Annotated in this window: 15 protein-coding genes; 7 read left to right on the top strand and 8 right to left on the bottom strand. The window is 70.2% G+C overall.

The features are described 5' to 3' along the window. Positions 1-586 (top strand): hypothetical protein (locus D7V97_RS20080; RefSeq protein ID WP_120612258.1); only part of this gene is annotated, 586 nt, incomplete at its 5' end. A gap of 6 nt (positions 587-592) precedes the next feature. Here the strand turns inward: D7V97_RS20080 and D7V97_RS20075 are convergent. Continuing rightward, complete coding sequence (locus tag D7V97_RS20075) at positions 593-1,777, bottom strand: Fic family protein (protein WP_120612257.1); 1,185 nt, start codon at positions 1,775-1,777, stop codon at positions 593-595. Positions 1,778-1,922: 145 nt separating this feature from the next. On the opposite strand from D7V97_RS20075, the gene D7V97_RS44200 reads away from it, so the two are divergent. The 4 genes from D7V97_RS44200 (at position 1,923) to D7V97_RS45375 (ending at position 3,916) form a co-directional block, all read left to right on the top strand. Continuing rightward, a complete protein-coding gene (locus D7V97_RS44200; RefSeq protein ID WP_147444888.1) occupies positions 1,923-2,183 on the top strand; it encodes a hypothetical protein in 261 nt (86 codons plus the stop codon). Between the two features lie 368 nt (positions 2,184-2,551). Beyond that, positions 2,552-2,803: a Tox-REase-5 domain-containing protein gene (locus D7V97_RS45965; RefSeq protein WP_233583000.1), complete on the top strand. Its 252-nt coding sequence runs from the start codon at positions 2,552-2,554 to the stop codon at positions 2,801-2,803. A gap of 13 nt (positions 2,804-2,816) precedes the next feature. Next, complete coding sequence (locus D7V97_RS20060; RefSeq protein WP_120612255.1) at positions 2,817-3,533, top strand: immunity 52 family protein; 717 nt, start codon at positions 2,817-2,819, stop codon at positions 3,531-3,533. Positions 3,534-3,742: 209 nt separating this feature from the next. Next, positions 3,743-3,916, top strand: a complete 174-nt coding sequence (locus D7V97_RS45375) for a hypothetical protein (protein WP_199728877.1) — start codon at positions 3,743-3,745, stop codon at positions 3,914-3,916. A 77-nt stretch (positions 3,917-3,993) separates the two neighbouring features. Here the strand turns inward: D7V97_RS45375 and D7V97_RS20055 are convergent, their stop codons facing one another. From D7V97_RS20055 to D7V97_RS20040, 4 genes are all read right to left on the bottom strand, one after another. Next, the gene (locus D7V97_RS20055; RefSeq protein WP_120612261.1) at positions 3,994-5,214 is read right to left on the bottom strand and encodes an ABC transporter permease; all 1,221 of its coding nucleotides are present in this window, start codon (positions 5,212-5,214) and stop codon (positions 3,994-3,996) included. Positions 5,215-5,238: 24 nt separating this feature from the next. After that, positions 5,239-6,465 (bottom strand): ABC transporter permease, encoded by a 1,227-nt coding sequence (locus D7V97_RS20050; RefSeq protein ID WP_120612260.1) that lies wholly within the window; start codon positions 6,463-6,465, stop codon positions 5,239-5,241. Between the two features lie 167 nt (positions 6,466-6,632). Further along, a complete protein-coding gene (locus D7V97_RS20045) occupies positions 6,633-8,630 on the bottom strand; it encodes a lysyl oxidase family protein (protein WP_120612254.1) in 1,998 nt (665 codons plus the stop codon). An 82-nt stretch (positions 8,631-8,712) separates the two neighbouring features. Next, positions 8,713-10,734, bottom strand: coding sequence for a lysyl oxidase family protein (locus D7V97_RS20040; protein WP_120612253.1), 2,022 nt, complete (start codon positions 10,732-10,734; stop codon positions 8,713-8,715). Between the two features lie 214 nt (positions 10,735-10,948). Between D7V97_RS20040 and D7V97_RS20035 the strand changes: the two genes are divergently transcribed. Further along, on the top strand, positions 10,949-12,730 hold the full coding sequence (locus D7V97_RS20035) for an MDR family MFS transporter (RefSeq protein WP_233582997.1): 1,782 nt from the start codon (positions 10,949-10,951) through the stop codon (positions 12,728-12,730). A gap of 4 nt (positions 12,731-12,734) precedes the next feature. Here D7V97_RS20035 and D7V97_RS20030 read toward each other — a convergent pair whose 3' ends face one another. Next, positions 12,735-14,255, bottom strand: coding sequence for a M20/M25/M40 family metallo-hydrolase (locus D7V97_RS20030; protein ID WP_120612252.1), 1,521 nt, complete (start codon positions 14,253-14,255; stop codon positions 12,735-12,737). 524 nt (positions 14,256-14,779) lie between these two features. Between D7V97_RS20030 and D7V97_RS20025 the strand changes: the two genes are divergently transcribed. Next, positions 14,780-18,490, top strand: coding sequence for a PAS domain-containing protein (locus tag D7V97_RS20025; RefSeq protein WP_368668938.1), 3,711 nt, complete (start codon positions 14,780-14,782; stop codon positions 18,488-18,490). Between the two features lie 3 nt (positions 18,491-18,493). Here the strand turns inward: D7V97_RS20025 and D7V97_RS44195 are convergent, their stop codons facing one another. Both D7V97_RS44195 and D7V97_RS20015 read right to left on the bottom strand, forming a co-directional pair. Then, complete coding sequence (locus D7V97_RS44195) at positions 18,494-18,952, bottom strand: hypothetical protein (RefSeq protein WP_147444887.1); 459 nt, start codon at positions 18,950-18,952, stop codon at positions 18,494-18,496. A gap of 403 nt (positions 18,953-19,355) precedes the next feature. Continuing rightward, the coding region (locus tag D7V97_RS20015) for an amidohydrolase family protein (RefSeq protein ID WP_147444886.1) at positions 19,356-20,536 on the bottom strand (1,181 nt) is incomplete at its 5' end.

Here is a 20,536-nt window from a genome sequence, read left to right as displayed (position 1 = left end):
GTTCCTGGACGCGGTGCCCCCGCCTCCGGCCGTGCCGCCGCGCGTCCTGCGTCCCTTCGTTCCCCACGGTGAGCCCGACACGGACGCACCGCTGTCCGGTGGCACCTACGCGGTGCACGGCGCGCTCACGCTCCTGCCGCTGGGCACCGCGTGGGCCGCGACCCGCGTGGGGGACGACTCGCGCGTGGGCGCCACCGCCGCCGAGGCCGCCACCGGCGCCCTGCTGGGCTCGCTCCCTGGACGGTTCCTCTTCATCCACCCCTCCTATCCGCAGGGCCGCTGGCTGGACGTGGAGGTGGGCACGTTCAGCGCGGCCTTCGTGGTGACGCCGCCCGTCGCCGCGCTCGGCACGTGGGGCCTGGGCGAGGTCGCCTTCGGAGACAGCGAAGACCGCGGCAGCGCGTACCTGGGCGCGCTCGGCGGCGCGACGGCGGGAATGCTGCTGGGGCTCGCCGCGCACGAAGGCCTGCGGCACCTGGCCGGATCCAGCGAACGGTGGGAGACCGTGCGCCGCTACATCGCGTACGCCTGCATCGGCACCGGGGCCACGCTGGGCTATCAGTGGAGCCGCACGCCGCGGCGTTGAGGAGGCCTACGACGACCCCTGCAACGGAGTCGTTCCCTCGTTCAAGATGGCGAGGTAGCCGCGGTACGCGAAGACGCGGCCTCGCTTGCGTCCGGTGACCTCCTCCACGATGCCCAGACGTTCCAGGTCCGCGAGCGCCGCGTTCACCGTGGGGGCAGTCAGCCCGGTCCGTTCAACGAGCTGGTTCGACGTGAGATACGGTTGCGTCTGCAACAGCTCATGCACACGGAGCGCCGAACCGGCGCGCTCGCTCTCAGCCGTGATGTGCTCCCGGTCGTGCTTGAAGAGCTCGATGATTCTCGTTGCCGCTTCAAACGCCTGGTTCGCCGTCTCCTCGACGCCCTCAAGGAAGAATTCGAGCCAGGCCTCCCATGCGCCCTGCTCGCGCACCTCCTGGAGCAGCCGGTAGTAGTCGGCCCGACGCGTCTTCAAGTAGAGGCTCAGGTAGAGCAGCGGCTTGCGGAGCACCCCCTGGACGCACAAGTAGAGTGTCACGAGGAGGCGGCCGATGCGGCCATTGCCGTCGAGAAAGGGGTGGATGCTCTCGAACTGCACATGCAGGAGCCCCGCCTTGATGAGCGCCGGCAGCCGGGACTGCTCCTCGTGCATGAAGTTCTCAAGGGCGCCGAGGCAGTCGTCGAGCTCCGTCACGGGAGGCGGAACGTACAGAGCATTTCCGGGCCGGGTTCCTCCAATCCAGTTCTGCGAGCGACGGAACTCACCCGGATCCTTGGTGCCACCGCGTCCGCTCTGCAGCAGCCGCGCATGCATCTCTCGGATTAGCCGGAGCGAGAGTGGCAACTCCTTGAGCCGCTCGAGCCCGTACATCATCGCGTCGACGTAGTTGGAGACCTCGCGGATGTCGTCAACGGGCTGGCCCTCCTGGGCCTCGGTCTCGAACCGGAGTAGGTCGGAGAGCGTCGACTGCGTCCCCTCAATCTGCGAGGAGAGCACTGCCTCCTTGCGCACATACATGTAAAGGAACAGCTCCTGGCGCGGCAGGAGCATCGTGATTCCATCGAGGCGGCCCAGCGCCCGCTCGGCGCGGCTGAGCCGGTCCAGCAGCCCCAGGACGTCGATAGGCGGAGCTGGCGGCAAGGGCTGTGGGACGAACGACCGCACACGCTCCCCGGCGGCGGTCGTCTCCACGAACCGGCCCATTCTCGAAGGTGCAGGCGCGCTGTCCGTCATGCCTCCATCCTTTGAACGAGGCTTATTTAAAGCAAGAGGCCTTTATTTAAATAACCCCCACCCCAAGGAAAGCGACCTTTAATAGCTCGATTTCCATCGTGATTCCGACCACTTGAGTCGCGCCGTCCACGACCTGTAACTCCGCGTGCTCGGACGAGGCCTGGATTCTACTTCCGTGCGCAGCCCCCTGGCACCCTGCTCCCCACACCGGCGCGCGAGCCTGGGCGCGCTCGGCGGCGCGACGGCGGGAATGCTGCTGGGGCTCGCCGCGCACGAAGGTCTGCGGCACCTGGCCGGCTCCTGCGACCGGTGGGAGACCGTGCGCCGCTACATCGCATACGCCTGCACCGGCACCGGCACCGGTGCCACGCTGGGCTGCCCGTGGATCCGCACACCGCGGCGTTGAGGAGGCCTCCCTTTCGCTGGCAGCTCCGACGGACTGCCGAAGAGGCACACGCTGGCCTGACGCGGCCAGAGTTCCCCACCACGCCTGGGTCGTAACGAACAGTCGGTGCATGGCGGGCTGAACGTCAGACGTATGTCCTTTGCTCTCCACGCCGGAGCATTCCTGGGAGGCGCGGATGCGAAGGATTCGAAGCGGGGCGGCATGGCTGTGTTTGCTGTGGCCGGTGGCCATCTGGGCGCAGGACGTCTCGGAGGGCGCGCTGGCGCTGGAGCGCGTCGCGGTGCCCGTGAGCCGCGCGGCGGCAGTGTTGAGCGCAGGGCCCGGGGCCGCCATCATCCTCCAGCGGGCGAACACGGCCCCGAAGGGGGCTGCTCCTTCCCAGGGGCCCAGGCTATGCGAACAAGTTCCTCGACAACCTCTCGCCCAAGATCTGGTTCGAGAAGTCCGGTGCCAAGGCACTCCTGGAGCAGGCCCAGCGACAGCTTCGGGCCGCCCATGGCACAGGAACCGCAATTCAGTGGCATGTAGCGGAGCAGAAAACGGCCGAAGCGATCAGAGAGCTTCTCAAGGGGAGAGGCTTCACGGAAATTGACGTCCTCTTCGTCCCCCCTCAACCGTGAGGAGCGTCAGCACATGACCGAAACCATCTACGCGGGTTGCTATTGGGGAGCGCGAAAGGAATCGCCAGAGGCGTGTGCCCGCCGGATGGAAGTCCTCCTCGCGAACCTCGCGGGCGTTGACCCGAGCTTCGTTCAATGGTTCCAGCAGGGAAGATCCCGCAAGGCGGCGCTCCAACGTCCCATGGCCCCCACGGGTCCAGCCCTGGTGGAGATGATTCGTCGAGGCAAGGACCGTGTGTTCGAGGACCTCGGGTTCCGCATGAGCGGATGGAATGGTGTTGGCGACGCCTACGACGCCTGTGGTTTTGACGTCACCTGCGGTGGATATACCGATGCCGTGAACAACTTCTGCGTTTTCACCCTGCCCAGCCGAGGGACCCACGCGGATCGGGTCCTGTCCTCCCCCGTCCTGGAGGGGTTGGTCCGGAGCATGGCCGTGGCCTGGGAGCCGGATTGGGCGATTGCCACTTCGACTGCACATCGGGACCTGACGACCGACAATCCCAAGCCTGGAACCTTCGTGGGCTGGGTCATGTACCTCGCGCGGCATCGGGGCACCGTGCCACCCCTTCCCGCTCCGGTGCGCATCGAGCCCGTGGAGGACAAGGGCACCCTCATCATCCTGACGCCCGAACGCTTCACCGCAGGAAACCCCGACCATGTGGCGCTGGCGGAGCGCGTGCGCGAGCTGCTGGCCAGGGCGGGGCTCATGGCGCCTGTGATGAGCTGACCTGGGATGTCCGTGCCATCACACTGAGACGCCGCGGCGTTGACGCACCGTTTCGCCGCACCGATGTTTCAATTTTCCTCCCGTGCGCGGCCCCCTGGCACCCTGCTCCCCACACCGGCGCGCGAGCCTGGAACAACGCCCGTGGCGTTGTCAGACGGGGCCCCTAGAGTTCGCCTCGCAGCACGAACACACCTCAGGGAGAAGACACCATGCAGGCTCGCAAGCATGTCCGTCACGTCGCCTTCATCGCCGCGGTCGTCGCCACCGTGATGGGCGTGGGCATCGCCGTCGCGCCGTCCTCCGCCACCGCGCAGGACTGCACGCCCACCTGTTTCAAGAACCCCATCAGCGGGCAGATCACCTGTACGTACCCCTGCCCGTAAGCACGCACGGGCAGCGACCGTGACTCCCGGGCCCCACCCGCTCCTGGCGGGTCGGGGCCTTCTTCCTGCGCGGGAGCCTACTCGGAGCGCATCGCGTCCACCGGATCCAGCTTCGACGCGCGGGCCGCCGGGTAGATGCCGAACGCCAGCCCCACGCCGCAGCTCATCGCCAGCGACACCACCACGGACCAGAGCGGCACCTCCGTGGGCAGCTTCACCATCCACCGCGCCAGCAGCGACAGGCCCACGCCCAGCGCCACGCCCAGCGCGCCGCCCACCAGCGACAGCACCACGGCCTCCAGCGCGAACTGCGCGAGGATGCGGTAGCGCTTCGCGCCCAGCGCCTTGCGGATGCCAATCTCCCGCGTCCGCTCCGTCACCGCGACGAGCATGATGTTCAGGATGCCGATGCCGCCCACCAAGAGCGACAGCAGGCACACGCCGAAGCTGGCGGCGGAGATGGCGGCGGAGATGTTGTTGAACATCTCCGTGGCGCTCGCATTGGAGAAGATGAAGAAGTCGTCCGTCTGGTCCGGCTTGAGCCCGTGGCGGCGGCGCATGAGGAGCGTCACCTCGTCCTGGCCCCGCTGGAGCACCTCCGCCGAGCGCGCCTGGATGCTGATCCGGAAGTCCCGGATGCCGAAGATGCCCGCGTACGTGGAGAGGGGAATCATGGCCTGGTTGTCCTGGCTGCCCCCGCCCATGAAGCCGCCCCGGCGCGTGAGCGTGCCCACCACCAGGAAGCTGCGCCCCTGCAGCCGGAACTGGCGCCCCAGGGGGTCCATGCCGGGATAGAGCGTATCCGCCAGGTCCGCGCCAATCACCGCCACGTTGCGCCCATCCACGAACTCCGTGTCCGTGAAGGGCCGCCCGGTGGCGATGCCCACCGAGTTCGTGTCGAAGTACTCCGGCGTGCCCGCCCAGACGTGCACGTTGGGGCGGGTCTCGCGCTCCGCGGTGGAGGCCTTCTGGCCGCCCTTGGAGTCCTCCCCCGCGGCCGCCAGGATGGAGGGCTGCGAGCGGATGGCGTCCAGGTCCGGGTAGCCCAGGCGCGGCCGGCGCGCGAGCTCCGAGGCGGACAGGTCGCCCTGGCCGAAGGGCAGCCGCTGCACCTGGAAGCAGTTGGTCCCCAGCTCCGACAGCTGGTTGTTCACCTGGTTCTTCAGGCCCTCGATGATGGACATCATCGACACCACCGTGGTGACGCCGATGACGATGCCCAAGAGCGTCAGGAACGAGCGCAGCGGGTTGGAGCGGAACGTCCCGAACGCCAGCCGCACCGTGTCCCAGATTGCCATCCACATCGCCGGTGTCTCCCTGCTTCAGTCGTGGCGGAGTGCTTCCACCGGATCCAGGTTCGCCGCGCGCGCCGCCGGCCAGATGCCGAACAGCAGCCCCACCACCGCCGAGAAGCCCACGCCCGCCACCACCGTCAGCAGTTGCACGGACGCCGCCAGCGGCGTGAGGTACGACACGAGCCACGCGAGCCCCATGCCCACCGCGGTGCCCAGCGCGCCGCCCACGGCGGACACGCTGGCCGCCTCCATCAGGAACTGGAGGATGATGGTGTGCTTGCGCGCGCCCAGCGCCCGCCGCACGCCAATCTCCCGCGTCCGCTCGCGCACCGACACCAGCATGATGTTCATGATGCCGATGCCGCCCACCAGCAGGGTGATGAGCCCCACGCCGGTGGCCGCGCCGTAGAGCGCGCCGGTGAGCTTCGCGTACATGCTGGCCAGCTGATCCGGCCGGTTGATGGCGAAGTCGTCCGGCGCGCCGGGCTTGGTGTTGCGCTCGCGGCGCAGCGCCTCCGTGAGCCGGTCCTGCACGACGGGCACGCTCTCCTGCTTGTCCACCGCGACGACGATGTGCAGGTCGCGCTTGGTGCCGAAGTGCCCCGTGAACGCGGTGAAGGGCAGCATCACCACCATGTCCATGTTCTCACCCAGCACCGTGCCGCGCTCCACGATGGTGCCGATGACGCGGTAGGGCCGCTTGTCCACCAGGACGCGGTGGCCCACCGGGTTGATGCCCGGGAAGAGCACCTTCACCACCTCCGCGCCCAGCACCGCCACCGCGGAGCGGTTGTCCACGTCCGCATCGGTGAGGAAGCGGCCCGTGGCCATCTCCACGCTGGACGCCAGGGAGTAGTCGGGGCTGGTGCCCATGGTCTGCACGGAGGCGAGCCTGCGCTGCAGGAACGACACCTCCGCCTGTTCGAAGTACATGGGCGCCACCGCCACCACGTGCTCGGAGCTGGCCCGCAGGGGGTCCACCAGGTCCACCGACAGCTGCTTGCGGTTGCGGTACTCCCACCAGTCCCCGCCCATCACCCAGGGGAACTTGGACACCTGGAGGGTGTTGGAGCCAATCTTCCCCAGCTGCTCCGCGAACGAGCTGTTCAGGCCCTGGATGATGCCGACGATGGCCAGGAGCGTGCACACGCCCACGCCAATGCCCACCGTCGTGAGCACCGTCCGCAGCCGGTTGGAGCGCAGCGAGGACAGCGCGATGCGCGCGCCCTCCCACACGTCGACCCGGAAATTCACGAAGACCACCCCTTTGAGCGCGCTCGAAGCCACGCGCCCCGCCGCGCCGGAGGTCCCCGGCGGGCAGGCCGCGTCAGGCACTCTACGCCGCGAACGGCCGGTCATTGCACGCGGCCTTGCACGCGGCCTTCACGGCAGGTCGCCCTCCCCGGGGAATTCCCCGGGTTTCAGGGCAGCACGGTCACGGAATCGCCCGCGAGGCGCACCTTGACGGTGACCTCGTTGGGCAGCACGTCGGCCTCGTCCACGATGTGGTTCTCGTCCACGCCCACGCGCACCGTGTACTCGCCATCCGGCGTGTCGGTGACGTCCAGCCACTGGCAGGGGAGATCCGCGGTGTAGACGTCCGACCAGCCGGGCGAGATGCCCGTGCCCGGGTCGTACCAGCCGTAGGGGCTGCCGTCCGCGCAGTACTGGGTGAAGTCCACCATGTAGAAACCCTGCTTGCGGCCCACCGCGGTGGTGGTGCCCGCCGCGTCCTTCAGCGCATAGCCCGCGAAGTTCGTCAGGTGATGGTGCAGGTGGCACTCGTCATAGACGAACAGGTCCGGCCGCTCCTCCGGCGAGGGCACCACCAGCGGGCCCGTGCCCATGTTCATGATGGACGTGGTGAAGCGCAGCAGGCGCCGCTCGCCTCCCACCGGCACGCAGCCTTCGCGCACCTCGCACGAGTCCTGCGCGAAGGTGCGGCGCTCCACGTAGAGCGAGCGCGCGAGCACGTCCCGGTCCACCGTCAGGTCCGGCTTGCCGTTCACGGGATCCACCACGAGGTTGCACGTCTTCGTGGGGGCCAGCGCGGGCGCGGGCTCCGCCGAGTCCGGCACCGCGCCGCCGCCGAACACCACCACCCGGCCGGGGAAGTGGGTGCCATCCGATTCCGGCGGGATGCCCACCACCAGGTCGTCATGGCCGTCGCCGTCCAGGTCGCCCGCGGCCGCCACTCCCAGGTAGAGGGTGCCCATTCCCAGCTGCGGCTGGAGATGGTTGGCGCGCGGCCAGGCCCACACCGGCTCCAGGGGGCCGGACACGTTCTGCGTGGGTCGGAAGAGGTACACGCGTCCGATGGCGGCGACCGCGAAGTCGTGGCCCGTGCCGCCCGCCACCATGGACCCCACGGGGAGGATGGACGGACCGAACGCGAGGAAGTTCTGACCGAGGAGCGGGAAGACCGCGTCGTCCATCAACTGCCAGGTCGGCTGCGGTGCGTAGCCCTGGAGCGCGGCGTCGGACAGGTGCAGGCGCTGGCTGCCATGGAGGACCATGAACCCCTCCGGGCGTCCGTCCCCGCTCAGGTCGGGCAGCGCGTGGAAGCGCTCGGCCTGCCCCGTCCACACCGGTGCGGTCGTCAGCGGCCCGGTGCACGCGCGCGGGCTCCCCGGCTTGCACCCCAGGAAGAGCTCCGCCGTGAAGTCTTCGTGGGTGACCAGCAGGTCCTGGGCCCCGTCCCCGTCCGTATCGCCCGCGGGCTTCGGGGTGCCGGACAGCGTGCGCACGGGGGCGAAGGCCGCCTCGGACGTGGCCTTGTACACGGTGAGCTCCCCGGCGAGGGTGGAGACGGCGAGCTCGTCCTTCCCGTCACCATCCAGGTCCAGCAGCTGCGCGCCGGCAAAACGCGTGGAGGAGGAGTCCGGCACCCGGAACAGCGGCTGCACCAGCACCTGGGACAGGTCCGGCCCGCCCTTGAACACGCTGACGCCATAGGTGCCAATCACAAGCACGTCCGCGTACGCGTCCCCGTCAAGGTTGCCGGTGGACACGGTGAGCTTGTAGCCCGCCGTGCGCGGGCTGGGGTGCACCCACGTCATCGTCGTGGTGACCGGTGCCTGGGAGAAGAAGGGCGCTTGCCCCGCGTACACCGACACGCGCCCCGGAACCGTCTGCACACCCTGGCAGGACCCCGACGACACCAGCAGGTCCTTGCGTCCGTCCCCGTTGACGTCGCCCAGCGCCACGGAGCGACCGAAGCACTCCTGCGGGACGAGGCCGTCTCCGGCCACCTGCCAGCGGGGCGTCTGTGAAAGGGTGGGCGTGGCGGTGCCGCCACCATCCGGGGTGCCCGCGTCCTCTGGCATGCCCGCGTCGGGCTGGGGCTTCGGGTCGTCCTTGCAGCCCGTCACAGCCAATAACAACACCACCGTGCAGCCCCACGTGCCTCGCATCCGCATTCGTCAGCTCCAGGGAAAGCACCTGCCGCGCTTCCGGCGTGCAATCCCTGGAGCCGTCTCACGGAAAAACAATGCACGCGCGTCAGGGCAATACGGTCACCGTGTCACCGGAGAGGCGCACCTTGACGGTGACCTCATTGGGCAGCACGTCGTTCTCGTCCACGATGTGGTTCTCATCCACGCCCACCCGCACCGTGTATTCGCCGTCCGGGGTCTCCGTGACATCCAACCACTGGCACGCGGTGTTCGCGGTATAGACATCCGACCAGCCGGGAGAGATGCCCGTGCCCGGGTCGTACCAGGTGAACGGGCCGCCATCCGCGCAGTACTGCGTATAGTCCACCATGTAGAAGCCCTGCTTGCGGCCCACCGCGGTGGTGGTGCCTGACGCGTCCTTCAGCGCGTAGCCCGCGAAGTCCACCAGGTGGTGATGCAAGTGGCACGCGTCATAGACAAACAGGTCCGGCCGCTCCTCCGGTGAAGGCACCACCAGCGGGGCCGTGCCCATGTTCATGATGGAGGTGGTGAAGCGCAGCAGGCGCCGCTCGCCTCCCGCCGGCACGCAGCCTTCCATCACCTCACACGAGTCCTGCGCGAAGGTGCGGCGCTCCACGTAGAGCGAGCGCGCGAGCACGTCCCGGTCCACCGTCAGGTCTGGCTTGCCATTGACCGGATCCACCGCGAGGTTGCACGTCTTCGTGGGGGCCAGCGCGGGCGCGGGCTCGGCCAGGTCCGGCACCGCGCCGCCGCCGAACACCATCACCCGTCCGGGGAAGTGGGTACCATCCGATTCCGGCGGGATGCCCACCACCAGGTCGTCATGGCCGTCGCCGTCCAGGTCCCCCGCGCTCGCCACGCTCGGAGAGACGAAGCCCAGTGCCTTGCCGGGCTCGAGGCGGTTGGCGCGCGGCCACGCCCATACCGGCTCCAGCGGGCCGGACACGTTCTGCGTGGGGCGGAAGAGGTACACGCGCCCGATGGCGTTGATGACGAAGTCGTGGCCCGTGCTGCCCTCCACCATGGACCCCGCCGGCAGGACGGCGTAGCCGAAGATGGGGAAGGTCGCGTCGTCCATCATCTGCCACACCGGCGTGGGCGAATACCCCTGGAGCGCGGCGTCGGACAGGTGCAGGCGCTGACTGCCATGGAAGCCCATGAGCAGCTCCGGACGGCCATCCCCGCTCAGGTCCGGCAGCGCCTTCATTCCCTCCGCCGTGCCCGTCCACACCGGCTGGAGCGTCAGCAGGCCGTCACAGTCGCGGGGGCCTCCCTGCTTGCAGCCCAGGAAGAGTCCTATCTCCAAGGCCGCCCCACCGGTCGACCTCAGCACGTCCTGGGCGCCATCCCCGTTGGTGTCCCCCGCGGGCGTCGGGTAGCCGGAGAACACCTGCACGTTGGTGAAGGGGCCCTCCGCACCGCCGGGCGTCGAGCGATAGACGGTGGTGCGGCCGGTGGTGGTGGTGACGATGAGCTCGTCCTTCCCGTCGCCATCCAGGTCCAGCAGCTGCGCGCTGCTGAAGCGCGTGGTGGAGGAGTCCGGCGCGCGGAACAGGGGCTGTGCCAGCACCTGGGACAGGTCCGGCCCGCCCTTGAACACGCTGACGCCGTAGTAGCCCCGCACGAGCACGTCCGCGTACGCGTCCCCGTCGATGTCGCCCGTGGACACGGTGAGCTGGTAGCCCGAGGTGCGGGGGCTGGGATGCACCCACGTCATCGTCGTGATGACCGGCGTCTGGGAGAAGTCGCGCGCTTCGCCCGCGTACAGCAACACGCGGCCTGGATCCGCGGGCCCGCTCGTGCACGGCGGAGACGCCACCAGCAGGTCCTGGCGGCCGTCGCCGTCGAGGTCGCCCAGCGCCACGCTCCGGCCGAAGCAGGCCGAGGCCGGTGCGGCGGCTCCGGACACCTGCCAGCGCGGCGTCTCGGAGAGGGTGGGCCCGGCATCGGACGTGCCGCCGTCGTCTTGAGGGCCTGCGTCCGGGATGCCCGCGTCTTGAGAGCCCGCGTCAGGCGTGCCCGCATCGGGTGGGGGCTTCGGGTCGTCCTTGCAGCCCGACACCATCGTCAACATCACGGCACAGACCAGCGCTCCACGGATCCGCATGCGTCACTTCCTCAGGGACGCGCCCGCCGACCCAGCGCGCCCGACAAGCAAAGGTCCGGAGGATAGGCCCCCGGGCCAATGCCCCGAAAATGCACTTGTCCGATGAAGGGCTTCCGCGCGCTGGCAGGGAAGCGGCCGGGCAGGCGGGCGTGGCCGTCCCACCCGGGCATCCCCAGGTTTCCGCCGGCAGCGCGCGAGCGCGTGCCCGCCCGCCATGGCCGACACCGCCGCCCATACCGCCGCCCCTGGCCCCCCTGGCCCCATTGACGTCATCGCGCCGGCGTCGGAGCGGTTCAGTCGCTCGCAGAAGGCGTTCACGCTGTCGGGGGCGCTGCTGGGGCTGCTGCTGGCGGCGCTGGACCAGACCATCGTGGCCACCGCGGGCCCGTCCATCCAGGCCGACCTGCACATCGCGCCGGAACACTACCCGTGGCTCACCACCGCGTACCTCGTGGCCTCCACGATGATGGTGCCGGTGTGGGGCAAGCTGTCGGACCTGCTGGGACGGCGCGCGGTGCTGGTGGCGGGCATCGCCGTGTTCCTCACCGGCAGCCTCCTGTGCGGCGTGTCGCGCTCCACGCTCACGCTCATCCTCTGCCGCGCGGTGCAGGGGCTGGGCAGCGCGGCCCTCTTCACCGGCTCACTGGCGGTGGTGGCGGACCTGTTCCCGCCGCGCGACCGGGGCAAGTACCAGGGCCTGTTCGGCGCGGTGTTCGGCCTGTCCAGCGTCATTGGCCCGCTGGCCGGCGGCTTCATCACCGACGCGCTGGGCTGGCATTGGGTGTTCTTCATCAACCTGCCGGTGGGCGCGCTCGCGCTCGCGCTCATCTTCCTGCGCATGCCCGCGCTCAAGCCCGAGGGCGTGCAGGGCAGCCGGCTGGACCTCCTGGGCGCGGTATCGCTGGCGGTGGCGGTGGTGCCGCTGCTGCTCGCGCTCAGCCTGGGCCACGGGGCAGCGACGCCCAGGCCGGGTGGGTTTCCGTGGGGCTCCGCGCCCATCCTCGGGCTGTTCGCGCTGTCGGCCGTGGGCCTGGGGCTGTTCGTGTGGCGGGAGCGCCGCGCGAAGGAACCGCTGTTGGATCCGTCGTTGTTCCGCATCCGCGCGTTCACGGCGGGCAACGCGGCGGTGTTCATCATCGGCGCGGTGTTCCTCGCGTCCGTCACCTTCCTGCCGCTGTTCATGGTGAACGTGGTGGGGCTGTCCGCGACGCATTCGGGGCTGACGCTCACGCCGCTGACGCTGGGCGTGGTGGCGGGCAACGTGCTCTCCGGGCAGTTGGTGTCGCGGCTGGGGCGCTACAAGGCGGTGATGCTGGCCTCGCTGGTGCTGTTGGGCGTGGGCTTCGCGGTGATGGCCTTCACGCTGACGCCTGAGTCCAGCCAGGCGGAGGTGACGGTGAAGATGGTGCTCGTGGGCCTGGGGCTGGGCCCATCCATCCCGCTCTACACCGTGGCCGTGCAGAACGCGGTGCCGCCGCAGCGCATCGGCGTGGCCACGTCCGCCACGACCTTCTTCCGGCAACTGGGCATGACGGTGGGCGTGGCCCTGCTGGGCACCGTGTTCGCGGGCACGCTGGGTCGGGAGCTGACGACGCGCACCGAACAGGCCACGCAGGGGCTGCCCCAGGACGTGCGCCAGGAGCTGCGTGCCTCGGCTCCGGGGGGCATGGGCGGTGAGAGCGCGCCCGCGGGCCAGCGGTTCCAACCCGACGCCGTGAAGGCGAAGCTGCGTCAGGGGTTCGCCGAGGAGCGGCAGGCCTCCCAATCCCTCTCAGGGCCCGCGGGCGCCCAGGCCCGGGCGCGGGTGGACGCGAACGAGGCCCACGCGCTGTCCACCGTGGACCGCATGGAGCGCGCGCTCAAGGAGTCCTTCACCCACGCGACGACGGCGGTGTACCGCTTCGCCATCTTCGTCGCGCTGGCCGCCCTGCTCGTCACGCTGCTCCTGCCGGAGCTGCCCCTCAGGCGCGGCCCCGGCAGGCCCGTGAACGAATAGCCCGCTACTTCTTCGCCGGAGGCGGGCCCTCGGACTCCGGCCCGGCGGGACGCGCGAGCAGGCCCGGCGCCTCCGCCAGCGCATACGCCATCCACGCCACCGCCGCGGTGCTGCGCGACAGGTCCCGGGGATCCACCTTGTCCAGCGTGTCCGCCATGGAGTGATGCACGTCGAAGTAGCGGCTGCTGTCCACGCGCACGCCCACGAAGGGCACGTGCGCGGGATCCATGGGGCTCAGGTCCGCGCCCGTCGCATGGCCTTCCATGAACCGGCCCGCGCCCAGCCCGTCCAGCGGAGCAAGCCACGGCTTCAGCAGCGCCTCACCGCCCGGCCCCGCGTGCAGGCTGACGCCCAGGGGCGGACCGCCGCCTGCGTCCATCTCCACCGCGGCCACGTGCTTGGGCAGCTCCTTCGCGTGCGCCTCCGCGTACGCGCGGCCGCCGCGCAGGCCGTTCTCCTCGTTCATGAACAGCACCACGCGTACGGTGCGCCGGGGCGCCTGGGGCAGCTTCGCGATGAGGCGCGCCGCCTCCATCACCATCACCACGCCCGCGCCGTCGTCGTGCGCGCCCGTGCCCACGTCCCACGAGTCCAGGTGCGCGCCCAGCAGCACCACCTCGTCCGGCTTCTCACGGCCGCGCACCTCCGCCACCACGTTGGACGAGTCCGCCTCCGGCAGCTCCGAGCACCCCAGCACCATCCGCACCTTCACCGCCCCGCCCTGGAGCATCCGGTGCAGCGTCAGCGCGTCCTCCACCGACACCGCCGCGGCGGGCAGGTGCGACCCGCCCTCCTCGAAGCGCGTGGCCCCGGTGTGCGGGCTGCGCAGCGACGCCGTGGCCAGCGAACGCACCAGCGCGGCCACCGCGCCCTGCTTCGCCGCCGCCGCCGGCCCCCGGCCCCGCAGCCCCGCGAAGCGGCCGTAGTCCGCCGCCTCCGCCATGCCGTGGTTGAAGAAGACGATGCGGCCCTTCACCTGATCGCCCAGCGCGGCCAGCTCCTCCAGCGAGCCCACCTCCACCACCTCCGCGGTGAGCCCCTCCGGCGGCGTGGGCGCGCTGCCGCCCAGCGCCATCAGCGACAGCGGCAGGCCCCGGGTGCGCTCGGAGGCGACGATCTCGCCGTGCTCCTCACCGCGCACCCAGTGCGGCACCTTCACCGGCTCCTTCCATGCCTTCACCCCGTCCGCCTTGAAGGAGCGCAGGGCCCACTGCACCGCGGCCTCCGCGGACTCGGAGCCGGACAGGCGCGGACCCACGCCGTCCGTCAGCTCCGCCAGCCGCGCGTACGAATGGCCTTCCGTGAGCGCCGGGCCCACCAGTCGCCCCGCCGCGTCCAGCTGCGCGGCGGTCAGCCCCTTCACCGCGGAGGCCGGAAGCGGCTTCACGGGAGCGGTGGCGGGGGAGGACACCTTGGGCACCTGCGTCGCCTTGGGCGCGGCGGCGGGTGATGGGGAAACGGGCGCCGCCGAGATGAGCAGGTGCAGGGCCAACGAGACAGGCAGGGCAAAGACAGAGGTGGACACGCAAATCCTCGAAGTGGCGGGGAGAGGAAGGCGGAGACAGCGGCGGAAGTCCCAGGGGCCACCGCGCGCCGAGAGGGGGAACGCGGCGCGCGGGGCTCAACTGGGACGTCACGCACCGGTTCCGCGGTTGGGGAACGCGAGGACCGGTACATACGCCACCTTCCAACAAGAAGAGGACGTGCGTGCATTCTTTAAAGAAATTCTTCGCAGCGTCAAGGCATGAAGTGCGCATTACGACCGGGGGCCGATGGGAATGTTCGAGAGTGGCCGCTTCGCGGAACGTCCGTGCAGCGTGATTCCGGCGGGTTGAGCGCGCTCGCGCGGCCCGCGCCATGGGCTGACACCCTGTCGGAGGGAGGCGCGGAAAATCCTTCACGCGAGGAGGAATGAAGCGTCCGGAGATCTCCGTTGCCCACCCCTGAGAACCCGGGCCACAGTTCCACCGCCGACGGTAGCCCCCTGCCCCGGCCTCCCCACACATGAGTGCCTCCCCTTCCGACACCGAACAGGCCTTGAGGGCGGAGGTGCAACGCCTTCAGGCCCGGCTGCGCGAGGCTGGCGTGGAGGAGGCAGGAGCCGAGGGGCCCCGTCCGCCCGCGCACGCGTTCGACCGCGAGCGGATGGCGGTGCTCTTCCAGCAGGCCAGCGTGGGCATCTCGCAGCTGGACCTGGACGGCACGCTGGTGCTGGTGAACCAGCGCTTCTGTGACCTGCTCCAGCGCCCGCGCGAGGACGTGGTCGGACACCCGCTGCGGGAGCTCACCCACCCGGAGGACCGCGAGCGCGGCGCCGCCCTCTTCCAGCGGCTGTTGGAGACGGGGGAGCCCTTCGCCGTGGAGAACCGCCCCGCGCGGCCGGACGGCGGCACCGTCTGGGTGCACCACCACGTCTCGCTCGCGAGGGACGAAGCGGGCCGGCCCCTCTTCGCCGTCTGCGTGTCGCAGGACATCACCCTGAGCCGCGGCGCCGAGGAGCGCCTGCACGTGAAGCGCGAGCAGCTGCGGCTGGCGCAGGAGGCGGGTGGCATTGGCGTGTTCACGCTCGACCTGGCCACCAACCTGCTGACGGTGACGCCGGAGTTCTGCCGGCTGTACGGCGTGCCGCGCACGGACACCCTGCCCGCGACGGTCATCGAGTCGCTCGCGCTGGAGGAGGACCGGCACCGGGTGTCCAACGCGCGCACGCGGGCCGCGGGGCAGGTGATGTCGTCGGTGGAGTACCGGATCCGCAAGCCGGACACCGGGGACGTGCGGTGGATCTCCCGGCGCGCGTCGCTCGTGTATGACGCGGACGGGCGGCCGGTGCAGCTCATCGGCGTCACGCAGGATGTCACCGAGCGCCGCCTGTCCGAGGACGCGCTGCGCGAAGCCAACGAGCGCGTGCGGCTGGCGCTCGACTCCGACGTGGTGATTGGCACCTGGGTGTGGGACGTGCCGACCGACCGCGTCATCGCGGACGAGCGCTTCGCGCGCTCCTTCTCGCTCAATGCCTTGCAGGTGCGCGACGGCCTGCCCGTGGACCACTTCGTGGCCTCCATCCACCCGGAGGACCGGCCCGCCGTGGAGGCGTTGATTGCCCAGACGCTGCAGCGGGGCGGGGCGTACCGCACCGAGTACCGCGTGCGTCAGTGGGATGGCGTGTACCGGTGGGTGGAGGCGAGCGGACACTGCGAGCTTGCGCCCACGGGCAAGCCCCTGCGCTTCCCGGGGGTGCTCGTCAACGTGGACGAGCGCAAGAGGGCGGAGCTGCGGCAGGCGGCGCTCATCCAGATGGGGGACCGGCTGCGCGACGCGCAGACGCCGGACGCCGCCGCGCTCGTGGCGATGGAGGTGGTGGGGCGCTTCCTGGGCGTGGCGCGCGCGGGCTACGGCGCCGTGGACGCCACGCATGAGCTGGTGACGCTGCCCCACGGGTGGCCGCGCGGTCCGGACCTCCGGAGCATCGCGGGGGTGCACCGCTTCCGCGACTACGGGGCCTTCATCGACAACCTGCTGCGCGGCGAGACGGTGGCCATCGCGGACGTGCAGAAGGACGCGCGCACGGCGCCGGGCGTGGAGGCCCTGCGTCGCATTGGCATCCGGGCGCTGTGCAACGTGCCGCTGATGGAGCACGGCCGGCTGGTGGCGCTGCTGTACTTCCACGACACGAAGCCGCGCGAGTGGACGGAGGAGGAGTTGGAGTTCACGCGCGACGTGGCCGACCGCGTCTGGGCGGCCATCGAGCGGCTCCGGGCGCTGGCGGAGCTGAAGCAGGCCAACGAGACGCTCGAGCAGCGGGTGGCGCAGCGAACGCAGGAGCGGGACCGGGTGTGGAACGTGTCCCAGGATTTGCTGGTGGTGGGGGACCTGCGGGATGGCCGGTTCATCAGCGTCAACCCGGCCTGGACGCGGATGCTGGGGTGGACGGAGGCGGAGCTGCTGGGACGCACCTCCGAGTGGCTGGAGGCCCCGGACGACTACGCGCGGTCCCGCGAGGAGGTCTCCCAGCTGGCGGGAGGCCGGCCGACGCTGCACTTCGAGAGCGCCTACCGGTGCAAGAGCGGCGGCCACCGGCGCATCTCCTGGACGGCGGTGCCGATGCCGGAGGACGGCGTGCTGTACGCCAGCGGGCGCGACGTCACCGAGCAGCGACAGACGGAGGACCAGCTGCGCCAGGCGCAGAAGATGGAGGCGGTGGGCAAGCTCACGGGAGGCGTGGCGCACGACTTCAACAACCTGCTTCAAATCGTGGGCGGCAACCTCCAGCTCCTGCAGCGCGACGTGGCGGACAACGAGCGGGGCCTGCAGCGGGTGCGCACGGCGCTGGGCGCGGTGGATCGGGGCGCGCGGCTGTCGGGGCAATTGCTGGCGTTCTCGCGGCGGCAGCCGCTGGAGCCGCGCTCGCTAAGCCTGGGCCGGCTGGTGCGGGGGATGGACGACCTGTTGCGCCGCGCGCTGGGCGAGGACGTGGAGGTGGAGACGGTCATCAGCGGTGGGCTGTGGAACACGCTCGCGGATCCGCACCAGTTGGAGAACGTCATCCTGAACCTGGCCATCAACGCGCGCGACGCGATGCGGGGCCACGGCAAGCTGACGGTGGAGCTGAGCAACGCGTCGCTGGACGACCACTACGCGCAGCAGCACCCGGACGTGATGGCCGGGGCGTACGTACTGCTGGCGGTGTCGGACACGGGCGGGGGCATGACGCGGGAGGTGCTGGAGCGCGCGTTCGAGCCGTTCTTCACGACGAAGCCAGAGGGCCGGGGCACGGGCCTGGGGCTGAGCATGGTGTATGGGTTCGTGAAGCAGTCCAACGGCCACGTGAAGATCTACAGCGAGCTGGGTCACGGCACGACGGTGAAGGTGTACCTGCCGCGCGCCTTCCAGGCGGAGGCGCCGGTGCCGGAGGTGGTGACGGGGCCGGTGGAGGGCGGGCAGGAGACCATCCTCGCGGTGGAGGACGACGCGGACGTGCGCGCGACGGTGGTGGAGCTCTTGACGGAGCTGGGCTACCGGGTGCTGCGCGCGGTGGACGGGCAGAGCGCGCTGTCCATCCTGAAGAGCGGCGTGGCGGTGGACCTGCTCTTCACGGACGTGGTGATGCCGGGGCCGGTGCGCAGCCCGGAGCTGGCGCGGCAGGCGCGCATCCTCCACCCGGACATCGAGGTGCTCTTCACGTCGGGCTACACGGAGAACGCCATCGTGCACGGCGGCCGGTTGGACCCGGGGGTGAACCTGCTGAGCAAGCCGTACCGGCGCGAGGACCTGGCGCGCAAGGTGCGGGCGCTGTTGGATCAGCGCAAGCAGCGGCTGGAGACGCCGGTGTCGCCTCGGGGGATGAGGCCGGAGCCGGCCCTGCGCGGGGAGCTGCCCGCGACGCTGGAGGCCGCGAAGCGGATGCACGTGCTGCTAGTGGAGGACGACGAGGACATCCGCGAGTCCGCGAGCGAACTCTTGGGGCTCCTGGGGCACGACGTGATGCCGGTGGCGAGCGCGGAGGAGGCGCGGGTGGCGTTGGCGGCGGGGCCGTTCGACGTGCTCTTCACGGACGTGACGTTGCCGGGCATGTCGGGCGTGGAGTTGGCGCGCGAGGTGGCGCTGCGAAAGCCCGCCATGCGCATCATCATCGCCTCCGGTCACGGCCGCGCGGCGCTGGACGGGGACCCCAGACAGTGGCTGGGCGTGGTGGTGCTGCCCAAGCCCTACGCGCTGCCACAGATTGAGCAGGCCTTGGCCCAGCTGGCCGCGGCGCGCTGAGCGTCAGCGCTTGAGGGAGGCCAGCAGGCCCTCCGTGTTCCTGCGCTCATGTTCGTCCAGGGACGGCAGGTACGCGCGGACCTCCGCGACCATGGCCTCGGCGGCGGGCAGGTCCTCGGGAGAGACCTTGGCCGCCCACTGCCAATACTCCGCGGCGGTGTAGGAGTACATCCTCGTCCCCAGCGGGTGCTTCAGGTAGTCGCGCAATGCGCCACGCACGACACGCGGCGTCTGCTTCCAATGCGCGGCACAGAAGAACGCATTCTCCGCGAGCTTGCGGCGCATTGAAGCCACCGGCACCCGTCCGGCATGGCGACGCTCCAGCTGTCTCAAGCCCGCACGGAAGCGCGGCCAGTCCCTCGGTGCAAGTCCAGACGTCTCCTGCACGTCCATCATGAACGCACGCCAGTCTGGGTCGTGGTAGGTCGGGTCGGCGAAGCCTTCCTTCAGTTTCCGAGGCATTCTTGTCGGTGTCCGTTCCAGTAGTAGATGGCAGTAGGCCAGAATCCATGGGCCATACAGAGGGCCCGGCAGGAGTCACACAGGCTTTCTCCCTTCACCCGGCCCTGAAAGTGTTCCCCACCGGCATCGACACAGCGGACGTATTTGTCGGTGCAGTCCTCCCGGATCCGTTCGGACTCCTTCTTCCGCGCCTCCTCCGCGGCCCCGGGCGGTGGCAACGGATTGGGCGGACGGGGACGGGACACTGTTTCAAGCTGCTCGCAGGCCGCCGCCGAGCCGTTCTTGCACGCGCAATCCACCGTGCCCACACAGCCCGGCCCCGGCCCCGGTCCCACGGATTGTCGGAAGTGTCGTGGGCTGCCCGCGCAACCCACGATCCCGCCCCACAGCAACAGCACGAGTCCTAGTCGCACACCTGCTCAGTAGCATGCGAGGTGGCCTTCGGACTCCAGCCCTCGTTGCCGTCCTTCTCGAAGAAGAACTTCCCGCGCGTGCGCTGCCGCGTGCCCACTTCATTCAGCGTGTTCGCGTCGTACAGCCGCCCGTTCACCATCGTGTAGCGCACCGTGCGGCTGTTCGAGATGTCCTCCAGCGGGTTCTTGTCCAACACCACCAGGTCCGCCAGCTTCCCCGCCTCCACCGAACCCAGGTCCGCGTCCATCCCCAGGTAGCGCGCGCCGTTCAGCGTGCCCGCGCGCAGGGCCTGCATCGGCGTCATGCCGCCCTGGACGAACATCGCCAGCTCCCAGTGCGCCGCCAATCCCTCGCGCTGCCCGTGCGCACCCAGCTGCACGCTCACGCCCAGGTCGTTGAGTTCCTTCGCGGCGCGCGCCACGTTCTGATGGTTGAACTCGTCGTCCGGCACCATCCCCCGGCGCCGCGACCGGCCGTCCACCACGCGCCGGGGCACGAACGACAACAGGCGCGTGTCCTCCCAGACGTTTGTCTTCTGATACCAGTAGTTCTCCCCCATCAGCCCGCCGTAGGACACGACCAGCGTGGGCGTGTAGCCCGTCCGCGTGCCCTTCCAGAGCTGGCGCACGTCGTCGTAGATGCGCGCCACCGGCAGCGAGTGCTCCACGCCCGTGTGCCCGTCCACCACCATCGTCAGGTTGTGCTGGAGCAGCGAGCCGCCCTCCGGCACCACCAGCATCCCCAGCTCACGCGCCGCCTGCAGCACCTTCTGCCGCTGGTCGCGCCGGGGCTGGTTGTAGCTCTTCACGCTGAAGCCTCCCAACGCCTGCATCCGCCGCAGGTGCCGGCGCGCGTCGTCCAGCGTGTCGATCTCCACGTGCGCGCCCGCGCTCGCCGCCCCGTACAGGATGGTGCCCGTGGAGAAGATGCGCGGCGACGTCAGCATCCCCGCCTTGCCCATCTCGCTCGCGGCGAAGATGGTCTCCGAGCTGTTTGACGGGTCATGCAGCGTCGTCACCCCGAACGCCAGCGACGCCGCCTGCACCCAGCTCTGCTCCGGCATCAGCCCGTCCACGCCCATGCGCCCGTGCCAGTGCACGTCCACCAGGCCCGGCATCAGCGTCTTGCCCTTCACGTCCACCACCTTCGCCCCCGCCGGCACCGCCACCT

It is taken from the genome of Corallococcus sp. CA053C, from assembly GCF_003611675.1.
Taxonomy (GTDB): Bacteria; Myxococcota; Myxococcia; order Myxococcales; family Myxococcaceae; genus Corallococcus.
The sequence above is the reverse complement of the archived record's forward strand: the minus strand, read 5'-3'. Positions and strand labels throughout refer to the sequence as shown.

Bases quoted from the DNA above. Each gene is read 5' to 3' on its own strand.
- D7V97_RS20055 (WP_120612261.1), bottom strand. From the start codon at position 5,214: ATGGCAATCTGGGACACGGTGCGGCTGGCGTTCGGGACGTTCCGCTCC.
- D7V97_RS20060 (WP_120612255.1), top strand. From the start codon at position 2,817: ATGACCGAAACCATCTACGCGGGTTGCTATTGGGGAGCGCGAAAGGAA.
- D7V97_RS20075 (WP_120612257.1), bottom strand. From the start codon at position 1,777: ATGACGGACAGCGCGCCTGCACCTTCGAGAATGGGCCGGTTCGTGGAG.
- D7V97_RS20040 (WP_120612253.1), bottom strand. From the start codon at position 10,734: ATGCGGATCCGTGGAGCGCTGGTCTGTGCCGTGATGTTGACGATGGTG.
- D7V97_RS44195 (WP_147444887.1), bottom strand. From the start codon at position 18,952: ATGCCTCGGAAACTGAAGGAAGGCTTCGCCGACCCGACCTACCACGAC.
- D7V97_RS20045 (WP_120612254.1), bottom strand. From the start codon at position 8,630: ATGCGGATGCGAGGCACGTGGGGCTGCACGGTGGTGTTGTTATTGGCT.
- D7V97_RS20035 (WP_233582997.1), top strand. From the start codon at position 10,949: ATGGCCGACACCGCCGCCCATACCGCCGCCCCTGGCCCCCCTGGCCCC.
- D7V97_RS45375 (WP_199728877.1), top strand. From the start codon at position 3,743: ATGCAGGCTCGCAAGCATGTCCGTCACGTCGCCTTCATCGCCGCGGTC.